Origin of the sequence: Quyinboa mangrovi (genome assembly GCF_042219825.1) — a bacterium.
GTDB lineage: Bacteria > Bacteroidota > Bacteroidia > Bacteroidales > UBA5342 > JBHJHP01.
The window spans coordinates 108,896-125,592 of sequence record NZ_JBHJHQ010000007.1 but is presented as its reverse complement, the minus strand read 5'-3'; the positions used below and the strand labels follow the sequence as shown (position 1 = coordinate 125,592).

The following is a 16,697-nucleotide window of genomic DNA, read 5'->3' as shown; positions in this document are numbered from 1 at the left end:
TCAGTACGATAGCTTATATATTCCCAGGTTTAATCCGTTTTCTTTATCTGAGAAGACTTTTTCAGAAAATAATCCAAACTGTACGTTTTTTTCGTTTGCCAGATCAGAGCGGGTGAAAATAAGTTTTTTGTCCTCCAGGTTGTTTTTTATCAGTGCTTTTGACCACGTGCCATCCGTGTTTATTACCGCCATAAAAAGTCCTGATTTCAGTGGGTCGTCCATTCTTTTTACTTCTGCTTCAGGAATCTTCTCAGCTGTTGTGCTTTTTATAAAATCGTTGAAGAAAAGCAGAATTCTGTCTCCTTTCTCTTTTACCATCATCGAGCTGTATACGCCGTTATCGTTGAATGACCACTGCTTTTTAGGGATAACGGTGTAATCGGACACCTCGCAGCTTTTGTCAGTTTTTATAATTATAGCGGATCCAAACTGGTAAAAATCATTATGAACATAAGACCCGTATCTGGGATCATATGTATTATACTTTCTGTAAATAACATTATCAAAAACCAGCCATCTTTCTTTTCCGCGAAATATAACATCAATGATTTTATATTGTTTGGGCAGACCTTTGTGCTTATTTAATTTTGATTCTTTTGTATTCAGAAGGTCTGCTATAATATCCTTTTTAAATGGTTGTTTTACATCTTGTTTCAACAATCCTGTTTCAACATCAATAGTAATATTAAACAGACCATTGGCTTCATCTCCTCCAAACCTGTTATCTACATCTGAATACATGCCCCAGCACTCAATGTTATTCTGATCAGGTGACAGTCGATAATCAAATGTGGAATACTCATAATCCAGAGAATAGACATCCACGGTTTTAAATGTATTGTCCGCTTGACTGATGTAAAGATCCAGTTTTATTTCCTTCATGTAGCTGGGCCTCAACTGGTTGTTTTTTCGTTCTGAAATGGCGACAATAATGCGACCTGAATCTGTCACTCTTAGTTTTCCTACGTTGGTCCATTGGGCTTCATAATCTGTAGTCAGAAGATAATACCCTATAGATTGGTTAGTGGCATTGTATAATATGAATTCGGACGTGAATACGGCATCATCAGTAGTACTGACGGGAGCCATCACTGTGAGAAAAGTATGATTTGCCGAAGTTACCACCTTCATGCTGTATTGTTCAAATAATTCCCCGATCTTAAATGATCCGATTTGTTTAATTTTACCAACTGCTTTACCGGTTTTATCAAATTGTTGAATAGCGATGTACTGCTTCATATTTCCCGGATCTATTGCAGAAAGAACCAAATAATTTTCATTGTTGAGGTTCACCAGATCCACCGGTGTGAAATAGAATGAAGCATTATTTGCCGCTGAAAGCTTTATCTCCTCCGTATTTATCAGCTTTAAGTCATCGGAGTTGTAAGATTCAACATAAAAATCTTTTTTATGATCCTTTTTTAAAACCTGAAGTACGCCATCCCGACTGTCAACAGCCGAAATAATATTCTGAACGGTTGTAAATTCCGGTTCGCTGTAATTCAATTGAACGTTTTCCTGTGAAAATAGTAAGGAAACATATCCGGTCAGTAGCGCTATAAGTATTGAAGATCGCATATCCTTATTTTTTTGAGCTACTAAAATTAGTAAAATCCCGGGTATTATCGAAAGAAAGGTTTTATGGTTTTATATTCTTAACATTAGAGGAAACGTCGATAAATAGGTAAAGGTATCAAGGCTTTGAAGAACTCATGTGAGGCACAAAAATGCAAGCAAAAACCGGTTTAAAATCTGTCCCGTTCTTCACTGTTTATTCTCCATATTTAACGGTCAACATGCTTATCGTAATTTAGTTTCAATTTGAATTGATGAGAGATCAAAGATATTGTTTCAGAGCATGATAGGAATTGTTATTTTTGTTTGCTATGAGGAGCGATTTAGCTCTGAAAATAATTAACTTGAATTGAATGAGAGTACAACGATTAATGGTTGAGAAAGAGGCTGAACAAGATCAGGCTGATATTGATCTGTCTCTTATTGATGACCTGATTAATACTTACCGTGGAAAAGCAGGAAATCTGATTCCTTTGCTTCAAAAAACACAGGATATTTACGGATATATTCCGCGTCAGGCCATGGTAAAAATCTCCGAACAAGCGGGACTTGAATTGAGTGATATGTACGGTGTGGCAACTTTCTATACACAATTCCGCCTTAATCCGGTGGGGAAAAACATCATAAAAGTGTGCCATGGTACTGCCTGTCATGTCCAGAATGCTGGAACCATTACTGAATCGCTTGCTGAGAGCCTGAAGGTGAAGGACGGTGAAACAACTCCCGACGGAATGTTTACACTGGAATCAGTGGCTTGTCTGGGATGTTGTTCCCTTGCACCGGTGATGATGATTGGTGACGAGACCTATGGAAAACTAACCGGCAAACAGGCCGTTCGGATCATCCATGAAATAAGACTAAAAGAAAATTCCACAAAATAAGAACCATGCAGAACACAAAAGTCATAGTCGGATTAGGCAGTTGCGGTGTTGCTGCAGGTGCATCCAAAGTCTACAGTAAACTGCAGCAATTGAAGGAGGCTGAAAAGCTGGATTTTGAACTGGCCAAAACCAGTTGTGTGGGGATGTGCTACAAGGAACCATTGGTGGAGGTCATTGATGCTTCAGGTCATCATTTGTATGGTGAAATTACCGAGGAAAAGGTAGCTGAGCTTATTGATAAGCATATCATCAACAATGAACCGGTAAAGGAATACATCGTAAAAAGCGATTTGTACAATACCGCAGAAGAGTATTTTCTAAATCATCAGACCAAGCTTGTAACTAAGCGTTGTGGTGTAATTGATCCGGAAAACATTGAAGAATACGAACAGAATAGTGGTTATAAGGGCATTAAAAAAATTCTTGAAGAAGGCCAAACTTCTGAACAGGTTATTCAGGAAGTTCTGGACTCCGGAATTCGCGGACGAGGTGGTGGCGGCTTTCCTACCGGATTGAAATGGCGCTTTGCGCTGAATTATCAATCCGAACAAAAATATATTATCTGCAATGCCGACGAGGGTGATCCGGGTGCATTTATGGACCGTTCCATTTTGGAAGGTGATCCGCATTCTGTACTGGAAGGAATGATCATTGGCGGTTTTTCCATCAAGGCTAAATCAGGTGTCATCTATTGTCGTGCAGAGTATCCGCTGGCGATCAAACGCCTGAATATTGCCATTGAACAGGCCAGGAGTAAAGGTTATCTTGGGAAAAACATTTTTGGGGTTGAAGGACTGGATTTTGATATCTATGTAAAAGAAGGGGCAGGAGCATTTGTATGCGGAGAAGAAACGGCGCTAATCGCTTCCATTGAGGGTGAACGGGGAATGCCACGGAAACGTCCACCCTTTCCGGCCGAAGCAGGGTTATGGAAAAAGCCGACCAACATCAACAATGTGGAAACCTGGGCAAATATTCCGGGTATCATCCTGAATGGTGCGGCTGAATATGCCAAATACGGAACTGAAAAAAGCAAGGGGACCAAAGTGTTTGCTTTAACGGGAAAGATTAATAATGGTGGTCTGGTTGAGGTTCCAATGGGCATTACCATTAACGATATTATTTACAAACTGGGTGGTGGTATTCAGGATGGGAAAAAATTTAAGGCTGTTCAGTTGGGAGGTCCTTCGGGCGGTTGTATTCCTGCTTATCTGGGTGATACCATTGTGGATTACGATTCGGTGAATAAAACCGGTGCCATCATGGGATCAGGTGGCATGGTGATCATGGACGAGACCACCTGTATGGTTGATATGGCCCGCTTTTTCCTTGATTTTACGGTGAAAGAATCCTGTGGGAAATGTACGTTCTGTCGTATGGGGACACGCCGTATGCTGGAGATCCTGACGCGCATTACCGAAGGAAACGGAGAAGAAGGCGACATTGAAAAGCTGGAAGAACTGGCGGTTCAGATTAAGGAAAACTCATTGTGCGGTTTAGGGCAGACAGCGCCAAACCCTGTGCTGACAACCATTAAATATTTCCGTGATGAGTACGAGGCACACATTGTTGAAAAGAAATGTCCGGCGCTGAATTGTAAGCAGTTGCTAACCTATACGGTGATAGAAGACAACTGTACCGGATGTACGCTCTGCGCACGTAATTGCCCTACAGATGCTATTGAGGGTGAAAAGAAAGGGATGCATTATATCATACAGGATAAGTGTATTCAGTGCGGCATGTGCTACAGTAAATGTAAATTCGATGCCATCAAATTATCATAATAACATGATGCAAAATCTTAATTCTTGTGTCTTGATACTTGATTCTAATAGAAAATGAAAACAATAAATATCATACTGAACGGAAAAACGGTTAAAGCTACAGAAGGGGAAACCATTCTGGATGTGGCGAAACGTAATGGAATCTCTATCCCTACTTTATGCCATGATCCGAGGTTAAAGCCGTTCTCCTCATGTTTTGTGTGTGTGGTGGAGATTGAGGGAATGCGCAATATGCAGCCGTCATGTTCAACCAGAGCTGCAGAGGGGATGGTGATCCATACCGAAAACGAAAAGGTTAAGAAAGCCCGCAAAACAGCACTCGATCTGATGGTGAGTAATCACTATGCCGATTGTGTGGCGCCGTGTAAGCAGACCTGTCCTGCAGGAGTAGACGTTCAGGGATATATTTCGCTGATTGAAAAAGGAAAATACAATGAGGCAGTAGAGCTGATCAAGGAGGTGAATCCGCTGCCTGCCATTTGTGGTCGCGTATGTGTGCGTCCGTGTGAAGTGGCGTGCCGCAGGAACCTGTTGGACGAAGGGGCACCGGTTGGGATTGATTATCTGAAGCGTTTTGCATCTGATATGGATCTGCAGTCCCTAACCCGTTATGTAGGCGATGTGGCTGAACCAACAGACAAAAAAGTGGCTGTTATTGGTGCCGGCCCTGGCGGATTATCAGCTGCCTGGTTTTTGCAGCGCAGAGGACATCAGTGCGATATTTACGAAGCAGCGCCTCAGTCGGGAGGTTGGTTGCGCTATGGTATTCCGGAGTATCGTCTGCCCAATAATATACTGGATAAAGAAGTGGCTGCCATCACGGAACTTGGCGCAAAGATTTTTTACAATCAAAAGTTAGGTGATAATCTGAGCTATGAAACGCTGAAAGAAAACTACGATTCTGTGGTACTGACCATAGGATCACAAAAGGGAACGCTGATTGGCTGCGAAGGCGATGATGCCGGGAATGTGTATCCCGGAATTGACTTTCTGAAAAATATGGAAGTTACCGGTCAGCGTTACGATTTTAAAGGCAAAACGGTTGCTGTGGTTGGCGGTGGAAATACGGCCATGGACTGTTGCCGAACATCCATGCGGTGCGGTGCAGATAAAGTATATGTGGTATACCGACGAACTGAAAAGGAGATGCCGGCCAACCCGATTGAGATTCATGAGTCCAAACTGGAAGGTGTGGAGTACCTGTTCCTTACAAACCCGAAAAAGGTCAACAAGGATGCTAACGGAAATGTAAAATCCATGACTCTGCTACGCATGGAACTGGGAGAACCGGACGCATCAGGTCGCCGCAGGCCGGTTCCGGTGGAAGGGTCGGATTTTGATCTGGATGTGGATTATATTCTGGCTGCCATCGGACAGAAAACGCAGGTGGAATTCATAGACAATATCAATGAATTTGCTTCGGAAGGTGAACTGGAAATCAATCGCTGGGGCGATATTGTGGCAGATAAAGAGACTTTGCGGACCGGTATCCCGTCAGTATTTGCTGCCGGTGACGGTGTAACAGGACCTGCAACAATTATTGAAGCCATTGCACAGGCAAAAAAAGCATCACGCAGTTGCCATCAGTTTTTGATGAATGAAGCTATCGAACCTGAACCGTTTGAGTTCATCAGTAAAAAAGATAATTTTAAACCACAGGTTAAAGAAGAATATATAGGGAAATTTGCGAGCCAGACACGTGAAGAAATGCCGGTACTCGATCCTGAGGACCGTCTGAATTTTAATGAAGTGGAACTGGGTTATGCCGGAGAAAAGGTGGCGCTGCACGAAACCAGCCGTTGCCTGGAATGTGGTTGTACCGAATATTTTACCTGCGACCTGAAAAAATACAGCACGCAGTATGGGGCTGATCAAAACCGTTTTAATGGTGATTATGCAGAATATAAAGTGGACTTTTCGCATCCGTACATTGAGATCGACAATAACAAATGTATATTGTGTGCACGATGCGTACGTATCTGCGACGAAGTTGTTGGGGCCAAAGCATTGGGGCTGGTGGAACGTGGATTTAAAACATTTGTAGCCCCGAGCATGGGCGACAGTCTCACCGAATCCACCTGCGAATCGTGCGGCATGTGCATCTCTACCTGTCCAACCGGTGCTATTACTGAAAATGTAACGTTTAAGCCGGGACCTGTAAAACTGGATCGTTCCGAAACTGTATGTAATTATTGCGGTGTGGGATGTAAGCTATCCGTTCTGGACAAGGGAGGTTTTGTCTGGAAAACAGAAGGTGCCAAAGGCCCAGCCAATCCGGATGGCAACATCTGTAAATATCCGCGATTTGGCTATCGGTTTTATAACGATGCAGAACGGATCACCAAACCATTGCTGAAAGTAAATGGTTCATTTAAAGAAATATCTTTTGATGAAGCGTACCGGATCATTGGTGAGAAGATTAAGGAAGGTATGCCGGATCAGGCTAATGCATTTTATGCCGGTGCACGGTTGACCAACGAAGAGCAGTATCTGGTTCAGAAACTGGCACGGGCAGGTGCAAAAACCAATCACGTAAATAATTTCCATTATCTGGGAGGCGGTACAGGTTATATTCAGAATTTTAAAGCGAATGTACCTTACGAGCAGATCCAGCATGCTTCAGCAATTTATGTGTTGGGATCAGAACTGAATAACGATCATGCCGTGGTTGGATTTATGGTTCAGAATGCACGGGCTATAAAAAATGTTCCGGTGACGTATGTAACCACTAAAACGGATCACAGCATGAAAGCCAAGGTGGATAAGGAGGTAAAGGTTGATTCATATTATTATTTTGTAAAAGCAGTGAATCAATATTTGCTTTCTTCCGGAATGCATAATGCCTTTTATATTAAGGATAACACGACAGGATTCGAAGTTTACAAGGAGTCGTTGCTGAAGGAAGATTTTGATCAGTTGCTAAAACAGGCTGGAACAACAGCTAATGCCGTTAAGTCTTTTGCCAAAACCTACAACGAGGAGATGAACGCCATCCTGATATTCTCGGAAAAACAGGTTTCGGCTAACTGTAGTTTCGAATTGAATAACCTTGCACTGATTACCGGAAAACTGGGCAAATCTGCCAGCGGACTGGTGGCTCTGAAAGAAAAGAATAATGCTCAGGGCTTATTCGATATGGGTGTGTGCAACAAAGTGGGCATTGGAGCAGTTGCCATCGATGATCCTGAGTTGAATGAAAAAATGACATCTGCCTGGCGAATTGATCAGTTGCCGGAAAAGGTAGAAGAGACAAATCTGTCTTTACTGAACCGGAATGCGTTCCGTAACTTCTATATTTTTGGAGAAGATCCGGTAGGATGTGCCACCGACAGCAAACAGGTGAAAAACTGGTTTAAAGAGGCTGACTTTATCATGGTTCAGGATTATTTTATGACGGACACAGCAGATAATGCGGATCTGATATTACCGGCTTCGGCTCCGCTGGAAACTACAGGAAGTTTCTCCAATAGTGCACGAATCATTCAGCAGCTTGATAAAGCGATTGATAAGGCTGGACTGGTTGAAAATTATGAGCAGATAAACGGCATTTTGAAAGCGCTGAATGTAGATACTCCTGCAACTATAGATGAAATCCGGATGGAACTTTTTGCCTTACTTCCTTCACCCGATTCATCAGAATTGCATAAATTTACACACACGCAAAATGATAACTATAACCGCTTGTTTGAGTATGGATGTGATGGGCTGGTTAAAAGGTTTGATGATGAATTTCAAAACAACCTGAATTAAAGATTTAAGTGATGAAAACATTTAACACCATAGATGAGATTCTGGACTTTGCCATGGATGAAGAACAGAAAGCCGTAGAATTTTATGCGGAACTGGCTTCAAAGGCGAAAACCAGGGATATGAAAGCAGTTTTTGAAGAGTTTGCCAAAGAAGAGGTGACACACAAGGTGCGGTTGCTTAAGATTAAAGAAGAAGGGATTAAACATTACAAAAAAGCAGAGATCACGGATTTGAAAATCAGTGATTATGTGGCGCGCGTGAAAGTGGAACCGGAAATGAGCTATGAACAGGCGCTGGTTGTGGCTATGAATAAGGAAAAAGCAGCTTTTCGTTTATATATGGCTCTGGCCGATAAAGCGCCAACTGAAGAATTGAAAAATGTATTCCTTGATCTGGCCCAGGAAGAAAGCAAGCATAAACTTCGTTTCGAAATTGAGTACGATGATCTGGTGTACCGTGAAAACTAAGCTTTAAAGGAATATCAAAATACAGGATGGCGCAGATTTATAATTTGCGCCTTTTTTGTTTTTTGTCCCAAGGTTAGGCGCAGGCTGCTGTCTACGTCATCATATTCCCAGACAGATCAGATATGCGGCCTTGATTCGATTTTGTTTAATTTGAAGATTCGATCTCCGGCCTTGATTTACATTGTATTTGAATTCCCGGGGTGATACCCCGGGCTAAAATAAGTTTACCCTTCAGGCAAATTAATTCATGTTATAATAAGAGATACTAAAGCATCCATAATCCGCAACTGAATTATGTGCTCCATTGTTTAAGGCGTTCACTGATCCAGGCTGTTACTCTTTCATGATCTTCTTTTCCGTTTCCGTTTACAGCAAATGGTTTACCTATTTCAATAAAAACTGTCTTTTTACGATTTAGCTTACCAAACTCCTTGATCAGTTTTCCGTTTCCCCAGAAATCAGATTTTATGGCCATAGGCACAACTTTTACCTTCGCCTTTTGAGCCAGCTTGATGCCCATGCTGTTAAACTCTTTCGGGTTAAAACTAACGGTACGTGTGCTTTGCGGAAAAATAATAATCGATATGCCTTCTTTCAACTTTTCCTGTCCCTGCGACATCACAGCCATTAAATCCTCCCGCACATTTTCCCGTTTTACGGTTATCGGTTCCCGTGATCGCATCACCGGACCAAATAAAGGAGCAGTCATTAAACTTTCTTTTACTACAAAGGTTACAGGCATTTCGGGTGCAATAATGCCGGGATAAACCATGGTTTCCAGTGTACTCATATGATTACTCACAAATACTGCCGGCCCTTCGAGTTCATGCAGGTTCTCAAGACCGGATATATTATACCTGGCGCCACAATCTTCGGTAAGGTTCCGGATGTCAATACTCGATTCGGCCCATGCTTCCCGGTCGTATACGCCGGCCAAAGCTTTTCTGGCGTTGACATTAATTGTGCGGATATAACGAAGCACAAAATAAATACGTGTTCCCAAAACCAGTTTGTCCCAGAATTTGCGTTTTTTTGTTTCAGGTGTCTCGTAAACTTTACCAGAGAAGTAAGTCCATCTTTTATAATCAGATTCCACTTTTCAGGATTTTTTTACAAAGATAAACGGATTGACGGAAACAAAAATAAGGATGACATAAAAACCAAACTTTCAGGTTGATAATCCTTTTAGTTGGAAGATATAAAATCTGACATTTTTAAAGTCTGGAAGCTGCTGCTTCATCAATGATCCAAAGAAGATTGCCGCTGCGGGGTTTCACATAAGCCGCTGGATATTCCCTGAATTTTCCTTTTTTATTCACAATGTCACTTAATACTTCCGCTTTGGATTCTCCGGTTACCAGAAATACCACCCGAAAGGAATTTTTCAGTACTTCGCCAGTTAACGTTAGGCGGAACTGACCTGATTCAGGGTGTTTGGCAATTTCCACCCAATCGTGAGACATAAGCAGATCCATGTTGTTCGGGAAGATAGATGCAGTGTGACCGTCTGTTCCAAGTCCAAGGATCATCAGATCGAATGCCGGATATTCATTGCGTTTGGGTAATACGCTGTCGATGACTTTTATATAACGAATGCGTTCTTTGCATATGTTTTCTTCACCGCGAATGCGAAAAACCCGTGAAAAGCTAATGGGAACTTTTGAAAATAACCGTTCATTCACATCCTTGTAATTACTTTGGTCATCGTCGGGAGAAACCATGCGTTCGTCTCCCCAAAACCAATTCAGATTTCTCAGAAAAACGGCGTTAGGGTCTGATTTTGCAAGTGCAGAAAAAAGCAGAGATGGTGTTGATCCACCGGATAAAGCCACATTGTATTTCCCCGCGTCAATTTTTGAGGCGTCCTCTACAATCTGATCCGCCATCCACGTGGTAGCGACTTCAGGCGTTTCAAAGATATAGATGTTATGGCCATTGATGTTACGTTTTCTCATGGCTTGAGTATTATAATTCACAGTATTCATCACTGTTTGAGAGATTTTTACACGGGAATCGCCACGTCTGTCCCTCGGCATCAATTAATCCTTCTGCTTCTCTTGGACCCCAGGTTCCTGCCGGATACCCAAATAGAGGGAAGTCCGGGTCGTCATTCATTCTGTCAATAATTGGCTGAACAATATCCCAGGCCTCTTCCACATTATCACCACGCGAGAACAGCGTACTGTCTCCCATCATGGAATCAAGCAACAGCCTTTCGTAAGCCTGCGGCAAATATACCTGGCTCAGATCCGAATAATGGAAATCCATTCCTACATTTTTTACCTCATAACCTGCTCCCGGCAATTTCATACCAAAGTTAAGCAAAATACCTTCATCCGGTTGAATTCTTATAATTAACTGGTTTGGTGATTGCACAATAGACTGGTTCCGGTGAAACAGATGGTGAGGTGTATGTTTAAAGTTGATCACAATTTCTGTCACCCGCGTTGGAAGCCTTTTACCCGATCTGACATAAAAAGGCACACCTGCCCAGCGCCAGTTATCAATGAAAAGTTTGACAGCGATATAGGTTTCTGTACGGCTTTGCGGATCAACGCCTGCTTCCTGTCGGTAGCCTTTTACTTCTTCTCCGCGAATTTTTGATGCTGTATACTGACCACGAATGACATGCTTGTACATATTATCCTTATCGATAGCCCTCACAGCCTGAAGCACTTTTTTACTTTCGTTACGAATGCTCTCAGAATCAATCACCGTTGGTGGCTCCATGGCCACAAATGTGAGCAACTGCAGCAGGTGATTCTGGAACATGTCCCGCAAAGCACCGGATTGGTCATAGTAACCGGCACGTGAACCAATTCCCAGGCTTTCGGATGCCGTAATCTCAACATGTGAAATGAAATTCCGGTTCCATAGCGGTTCAAAAATGCTGTTGGAGAAACGGGTAACCAAAAGATTCTGTACCGTTTCTTTCCCTAAGTAATGGTCGATACGGTAAATCTGGTCCTCTTTAAATACCGATTTTAGTTTGTTATTCAACTCTTTGGCTGAAGACAGATCGTGTCCAAACGGTTTTTCTATAATGATGCGTCTGAAATTTCCATTCTTTTCTTTGTGCAGCCCCTGTGATTTCAGGTTCTTTGAGATCGGCTCAAACATACCCGGTGGTGTTGCCAGGTAAAAAATAATGTTGCCGTTGATGCCGTGCGCTTTGGCTATTTTCTCAATTCGTTCCTTCAGAACGGCATAATCGTCTGCATTTTTGGTGTCGATGGACTGATAATGCACTTGTAGCAGAAATTTATCCACATCTTCACGTTTTACCTGTGAAAAGTTGGTGATGCCTTCTACCAGTGATTCACGGAACGATTCATCCTTCATTTCGGTACGCCCAACGCCCAGAACGGCAAAGTTTTCACATAAAAACTCCTGTTCGTATAGGTCGTGAATAGCAGGCATTAATTTACGGTGAGTCAGGTCACCGGAAGCTCCAAATATTACGAGTATGTGCGATTCGGGTTTGTTTTCCATTTTTATTTTATTCTACGTTCAGAACCTAAACAAGCAAGCACCATTTTATGTTTAGTATATCAATTGCTTATAGCTTGTTTAAAATCAGTTGAAATTAAACATTTTTCTATCTTTGTGACGCATGAAAGAGGATAAAAAAGTTGTATCACCATATCATGGTGAAAAGGGGACAAAAAAAGAGGAAGTAGCTTCCATGTTTGATAATATTTCAAAGAAGTATGACTTTCTAAATATATTTTTGTCATTCGGAATTGACCGTCTGTGGCGCAAAAGGGTGATTCGGACATTAAGGCAGGTTCAACCTGAGCAGGTGCTGGACATTGCGACCGGAACCGGTGATCTGGCTTTTCAGTTGGCAAAAATAACATCGGGAAAAGTGACCGGTGCTGATATTTCGGAAGGGATGCTGGCTGTTGCGAGGGAGAAAAAAGAGAAGCGCAACCTGAACTGTGACATGGAATTTACTACCGGTGATGCGGAAAATCTGCCATTTAAGGACAATACGTTTGATGTGGTGACAGTAGGTTTCGGAATCCGTAATTTTCAGGATCCTCTTGTGGGATTAAAGGATATGACAAGAGTGGTTAGAAAAGGCGGAACCATTGCCGTTCTTGAGTTTTCCAAACCGACAGCATTCCCTGTGAAACAGCTTTATCGGTTTTATTCCTTTCATCTGATCCCGTTTTTTGGTCGCTTTGTTTCCGGCGATAACAGGGCTTATACATACCTGCCCGAATCGGTGGATGCATTTCCTGAGGGAGAAGGTTTTCTTAACCTGATGAAAAATGCCGGGCTTAAAGACAGAAAACAACGAAAACTAACCTTCGGGATCGCCTCGCTATATACGGGTGTGAAATAATAAAAGTTTAAATATTTTTAACTCACTGACTTTTAGAATATTTTTGCATTGAATTCGTTTACAATCATAAACATCATACTTTGATACGAAAACTAACAGGCATATTGGTCCTTTTGGTCCTGGCCATTCAGGTCCGGGGGCAGGAAGTGGTTGAAAACCTTCCTACATTCGACCAGGACAGGTTGCATTTCGGGTTCACACTGGGAACAAACTTTATGTACTTTACATCAGTGCATTCCGGCGTTCCGGATGGAGATGGCAACATTTGGTTTACTGATCAATCTTCACTAAATCCCGGATTTCATGTGGGAATTATATCATCTTTACGTCTGAATAAATTCATGAACCTGCGTTTTGTTCCGGGAATTTCATTCGGGCAACGGGATATGAATTTTATAACCGAGTCTGGTGTATTAAGGGAATCACCGATTTCCGTAAAATCCACTTTTATTGAAACACCTTTGTTGATAAAATATAAAGCACTTCGCGACGGAAATGCCAAGCCTTATTTGGTATTCGGCCCGAATGTAAGGTTCGATCTGGCCCGAAGCCGTAAAGACGATATTGTGCTCAATCCCGTGGATTATTATTTTGAAATGGGTGTTGGATCCGATTTTTATCTGCCCTATTTCAGGTTTGGTCTGGAAGTACGTTTTGCCATCGGGTTTAATGATGTTCTGTGGCACGACAGACCGCCGACAGAAGGCTATGATCCCCGTTATACAAATGCTATCAGTAACCTCTATTCCCGCTTATTTATCATTTCGTTTAATTTTGAATAATGATCCGGGATATCCAGCTCAGAGTTTCTCCTAAGGAGGCCGCCACGGCTGAATTGTACAGGAGAGCTGCAGCCCGGAAGGCTGGTGTAGACACGAATCAAATTACACATGTAAGAATATTAAAACGCTCCGTTGATGCCCGTCAGCGTACCATCTGGATCAATCTTAATGTGCGTCTTTATATCAACGAGGAACCCAAGGATGATGTCGTTCCCGTATTTGAATATCCTGATGTACATGATGGGAAGCAGGTTGTGATTGTGGGCGCCGGTCCAGCCGGATTGTTTGCTGCTTTGCGCTGCATTGAGAAAGGACTGAAACCCATAGTACTTGAGCGTGGAAAGAAGGTGGCTGAACGCAAACGCGATATTGCAACCCTGAACCGGTCGCATGTTGTTGATCCGGATTCCAACTACGGATTCGGGGAAGGCGGTGCCGGAACCTTTTCGGATGGGAAATTATACACACGCAGCGTGAAGCGCGGGAATGTAAAACGCATTCTTGAAGTCCTCTGCTTTCATGGTGCTACCACAGATATCCTGATTGATGCACACCCGCATATCGGGACAGATAAACTGCCGGCCGTAATCACAAATATTCGTGCTACCATTGAAAATGCGGGAGGGAAAGTATATTTCAGTTCGAAAGTCACCGGATTAATTCTGGAAGATAATACCGTTAAAGGCGTCCGTACTCATGATGGAAATGAATATACCGGCCCCGTGATTCTGGCAACTGGTCATTCTGCAAGGGACGTGTACCGTTTTCTGGATCAGAGCCAGGTATTGCTTGAATCCAAAACCTTTGCCATGGGCGTTCGTGTTGAGCACCCTCAGGAACTGATAGATCAGATCCAGTACCATTCTCCCAAAGGCAGAGGCGACTATTTGCCTGCAGCATCCTATGCTTTAACAGCACAGGTATCAGAACGGGGTGTGTATTCATTTTGTATGTGCCCCGGCGGTTTTATTGTCCCATCAGCTACATCACCGGGCGAAGTGGTAGTCAACGGTATGTCACCGTCTCTGAGAAACTCCAGGTGGGCTAACTCGGGAATCGTTGTCGAAGTCCGTCCTGAAGATATTGGTTCTGATAGCAAACCGCTAAAAGGGCTGGATTACCAGGAGAATCTGGAAAAAGAAGCATTTGAATCGGGCGGTCAGACACAGGTTGCACCGGCACAACGGCTGGATGATTTTGTGCAGAACCGACATTCCAAATCGCTGCCTTCGTCGTCGTATGTTCCTGGATTACTGCCCTCACCTTTGCACGAATGGTTGCCCAAATCAATCCGGTACAGGTTACAACAGGGATTCCGGCAATTCGATAACAAAACGAGGGGATTTTTGACCAATGAAGCATTGATAGCCGGAGTGGAATCAAGGACTTCTTCCCCGGTTCGAATACCCAGAAACAGGGAAACCTTTGAACATGTTTCCATTAAAAACCTCTATCCCTGCGGAGAAGGTTCAGGCTATGCCGGAGGTATTGTGTCATCAGCCATGGATGGTGAGAACGCCGCTGAAGCACTGGCTGCCCGAATGGGCTGAGTATTACTTCAGGTTGGATTCGAACAGGCGTTTATTGGCTCTCACTTCACCCAGAGCTCCCGGCCCGGCTATACAACCACCTTCACAACACATCACCTCAATGAAGTTTCCTTCGGCTTTTCCTTTGGCTGCAGCTTTCAGCACAGCAATACTTTTTTTATCCAGACCATTGATAACCATATCGCGAATTTCTACATCCTTATTTACAGATTTTACTGCAGCCAGTACGCCTCCGCTCATAGCAAAACCACGGTTGACGGTTCGTTTGTTGTTTTTGCTTTCATCATCGGGGATTTCGCCCAGGTCAATACCAAGTGCCACAATGATGGAGTTAAGTTCCTCAAAGGACAACACATAATCCACATCCTGATTGTCGGCAGCTTCTTTGCGCTTTGCGATGCAGGGGCCGACGAAAACAGTTTTGCAGCTTTTGTTATTCTCCCGTGCAATTTTTGCAGCATAGGCCATTGGTGATGGTGTTTCTGACACAAAGGACATTAATTGCGGGATATGCTTTTTTACGGTTTCCATGTAGCCCGGACAACAGCTGGTGGTCATCAGAGGTTGCCCCTCTGCCATCTTCTCTCCGAATTCTTTTGCTTCGTGTTCTGTGGTCAGAACGGCACCATCAGCTACTTCAACCACATCCTTAAACCCAAGTATTTTAAACAGGTTATGGATTTGTCCGGTGGTGAGTGAAAACTGACTGTGAATGGAAGGTGCAAACAGGGCTGTCAATGCATCATCCCGGTCAATATCCCGCAGAATGTCAATCATCTGGCTCACTTCAAATATGGATCCGAATGGACAGGCCTGCAGGCACTTGCCACAGTAAATACATTTGCTGTGGTCGATCTCTTCAATCTTATTTTCGTTTTTTGAGATGGCTCCCACGGGGCAGGCAGCCTCACAGGGGATTGGCTGGTAAATTATGGCATGATACTGACACTCCTTCTGACATATGCCACAGTTGATACATTTATCGGTATCAATTTCTGCCTGCCCGCTTTTATTCATGGAGACGGCATCTTTCGGACAGTTCATAACACATGGACGGGCCACACAGCCACGGCACATGTTGCTCACCACGTATTGTGCCTTTATGCAACTGGTGCAGGCTTCATCCACCACTGTCAGAATTTCTTCTGATGGTTTCTCGCGGAGATAAGCCTGACGTGCATATTCCGATAAAGGTGTCAGTTCATCTTCTTCCTGTGCTGTGGTGAACCCCAGTAAGGGGAACGATTTATACTTAATGACGGCGCGTTCTTTATGGATGCAGCAACGGCGGGAAGCGGCACTGTTTTTAGGTGCCATCTTTAATGGTATGCGGTCAATCTCCTGCTCTAAAACCCCTTCATAATGCAACCGGACGATCCTGCTCAGCAACTCCCTGCGGATGATCATCGTATTACTTGTATGTGCCATTTTCTTTGTCCCTTATTTTTGAGGCTGCAAAAGTAGAACAGTTTTTTGACTGGCGGAAATAAATTAAAGAAAAATTTCTTTATTTAGAAATGTATCAAAATAAAACCGCCGGATCAGGCGGTTTTAAAG

12 protein-coding genes are annotated in these 16,697 nt (G+C 43.2%); 7 read left to right on the top strand and 5 right to left on the bottom strand.

Going from position 1 to position 16,697, the window contains the following annotated elements; translation table 11 throughout:
• Nucleotides 1-1,578: a hypothetical protein gene (locus ACE1ET_RS15695; protein ID WP_375729368.1), complete on the bottom strand. Its 1,578-nt coding sequence runs from the start codon at nucleotides 1,576-1,578 to the stop codon at nucleotides 1-3.
• 350 nt (nucleotides 1,579-1,928) lie between these two features.
• On the opposite strand from ACE1ET_RS15695, the gene nuoE reads away from it, so the two are divergent.
• The 4 genes from nuoE to ACE1ET_RS15675 are packed head-to-tail and all read left to right on the top strand — an operon-like array spanning nucleotide 1,929 to nucleotide 8,457.
• Nucleotides 1,929-2,456 carry an NADH-quinone oxidoreductase subunit NuoE gene (nuoE, locus tag ACE1ET_RS15690; protein WP_375729367.1) on the top strand — a complete coding sequence of 176 codons (528 nt, stop codon included), beginning with the start codon at nucleotides 1,929-1,931 and terminating at the stop codon, nucleotides 2,454-2,456.
• Nucleotides 2,457-2,461: 5 nt separating this feature from the next.
• Entirely contained in the window at nucleotides 2,462-4,240 is a 1,779-nt protein-coding gene (locus ACE1ET_RS15685; RefSeq protein WP_375729366.1) for an NADH-ubiquinone oxidoreductase-F iron-sulfur binding region domain-containing protein, read from the top strand.
• A gap of 54 nt (nucleotides 4,241-4,294) precedes the next feature.
• Nucleotides 4,295-7,990, top strand: coding sequence for an FAD-dependent oxidoreductase (locus ACE1ET_RS15680; protein ID WP_375729365.1), 3,696 nt, complete (start codon nucleotides 4,295-4,297; stop codon nucleotides 7,988-7,990).
• A gap of 11 nt (nucleotides 7,991-8,001) precedes the next feature.
• Nucleotides 8,002-8,457, top strand: coding sequence for a ferritin-like domain-containing protein (locus ACE1ET_RS15675; protein WP_375729364.1), 456 nt, complete (start codon nucleotides 8,002-8,004; stop codon nucleotides 8,455-8,457).
• Nucleotides 8,458-8,749: 292 nt separating this feature from the next.
• On the opposite strand, the gene ACE1ET_RS15670 is transcribed toward ACE1ET_RS15675, so the two are convergent.
• The 3 genes from ACE1ET_RS15670 to zwf all read right to left on the bottom strand — a co-directional run bounded on the left by ACE1ET_RS15670 (nucleotide 8,750) and on the right by zwf (nucleotide 11,949).
• Nucleotides 8,750-9,553, bottom strand: coding sequence for a lysophospholipid acyltransferase family protein (locus tag ACE1ET_RS15670; RefSeq protein ID WP_375729363.1), 804 nt, complete (start codon nucleotides 9,551-9,553; stop codon nucleotides 8,750-8,752).
• Nucleotides 9,554-9,671: 118 nt separating this feature from the next.
• Nucleotides 9,672-10,412 carry a 6-phosphogluconolactonase gene (pgl, locus tag ACE1ET_RS15665; protein ID WP_375729362.1) on the bottom strand — a complete coding sequence of 247 codons (741 nt, stop codon included), beginning with the start codon at nucleotides 10,410-10,412 and terminating at the stop codon, nucleotides 9,672-9,674.
• Between the two features lie 10 nt (nucleotides 10,413-10,422).
• On the bottom strand, nucleotides 10,423-11,949 hold the full coding sequence (gene zwf, locus ACE1ET_RS15660) for a glucose-6-phosphate dehydrogenase (RefSeq protein WP_375729361.1): 1,527 nt from the start codon (nucleotides 11,947-11,949) through the stop codon (nucleotides 10,423-10,425).
• Between the two features lie 121 nt (nucleotides 11,950-12,070).
• Between zwf and ubiE the strand changes: the two genes are divergently transcribed.
• The 3 genes from ubiE (at nucleotide 12,071) to ACE1ET_RS15645 (ending at nucleotide 15,140) form a co-directional block, all read left to right on the top strand.
• On the top strand, nucleotides 12,071-12,808 hold the full coding sequence (gene ubiE, locus ACE1ET_RS15655) for a bifunctional demethylmenaquinone methyltransferase/2-methoxy-6-polyprenyl-1,4-benzoquinol methylase UbiE (protein WP_375729360.1): 738 nt from the start codon (nucleotides 12,071-12,073) through the stop codon (nucleotides 12,806-12,808).
• A gap of 80 nt (nucleotides 12,809-12,888) precedes the next feature.
• Entirely contained in the window at nucleotides 12,889-13,590 is a 702-nt protein-coding gene (porT, locus tag ACE1ET_RS15650) for a type IX secretion/gliding motility protein PorT/SprT (protein WP_375729359.1), read from the top strand.
• On the top strand, nucleotides 13,590-15,140 hold the full coding sequence (locus tag ACE1ET_RS15645; protein WP_375729358.1) for an NAD(P)/FAD-dependent oxidoreductase: 1,551 nt from the start codon (nucleotides 13,590-13,592) through the stop codon (nucleotides 15,138-15,140). Before porT ends, ACE1ET_RS15645 begins: the two co-directional genes overlap by 1 nt.
• A gap of 3 nt (nucleotides 15,141-15,143) precedes the next feature.
• Here the strand turns inward: ACE1ET_RS15645 and ACE1ET_RS15640 are convergent, their stop codons facing one another.
• Nucleotides 15,144-16,568 carry a monomeric [FeFe] hydrogenase gene (locus tag ACE1ET_RS15640; protein ID WP_375729357.1) on the bottom strand — a complete coding sequence of 475 codons (1,425 nt, stop codon included), beginning with the start codon at nucleotides 16,566-16,568 and terminating at the stop codon, nucleotides 15,144-15,146.
• Nucleotides 16,569-16,697 lie beyond the last annotated feature (129 nt).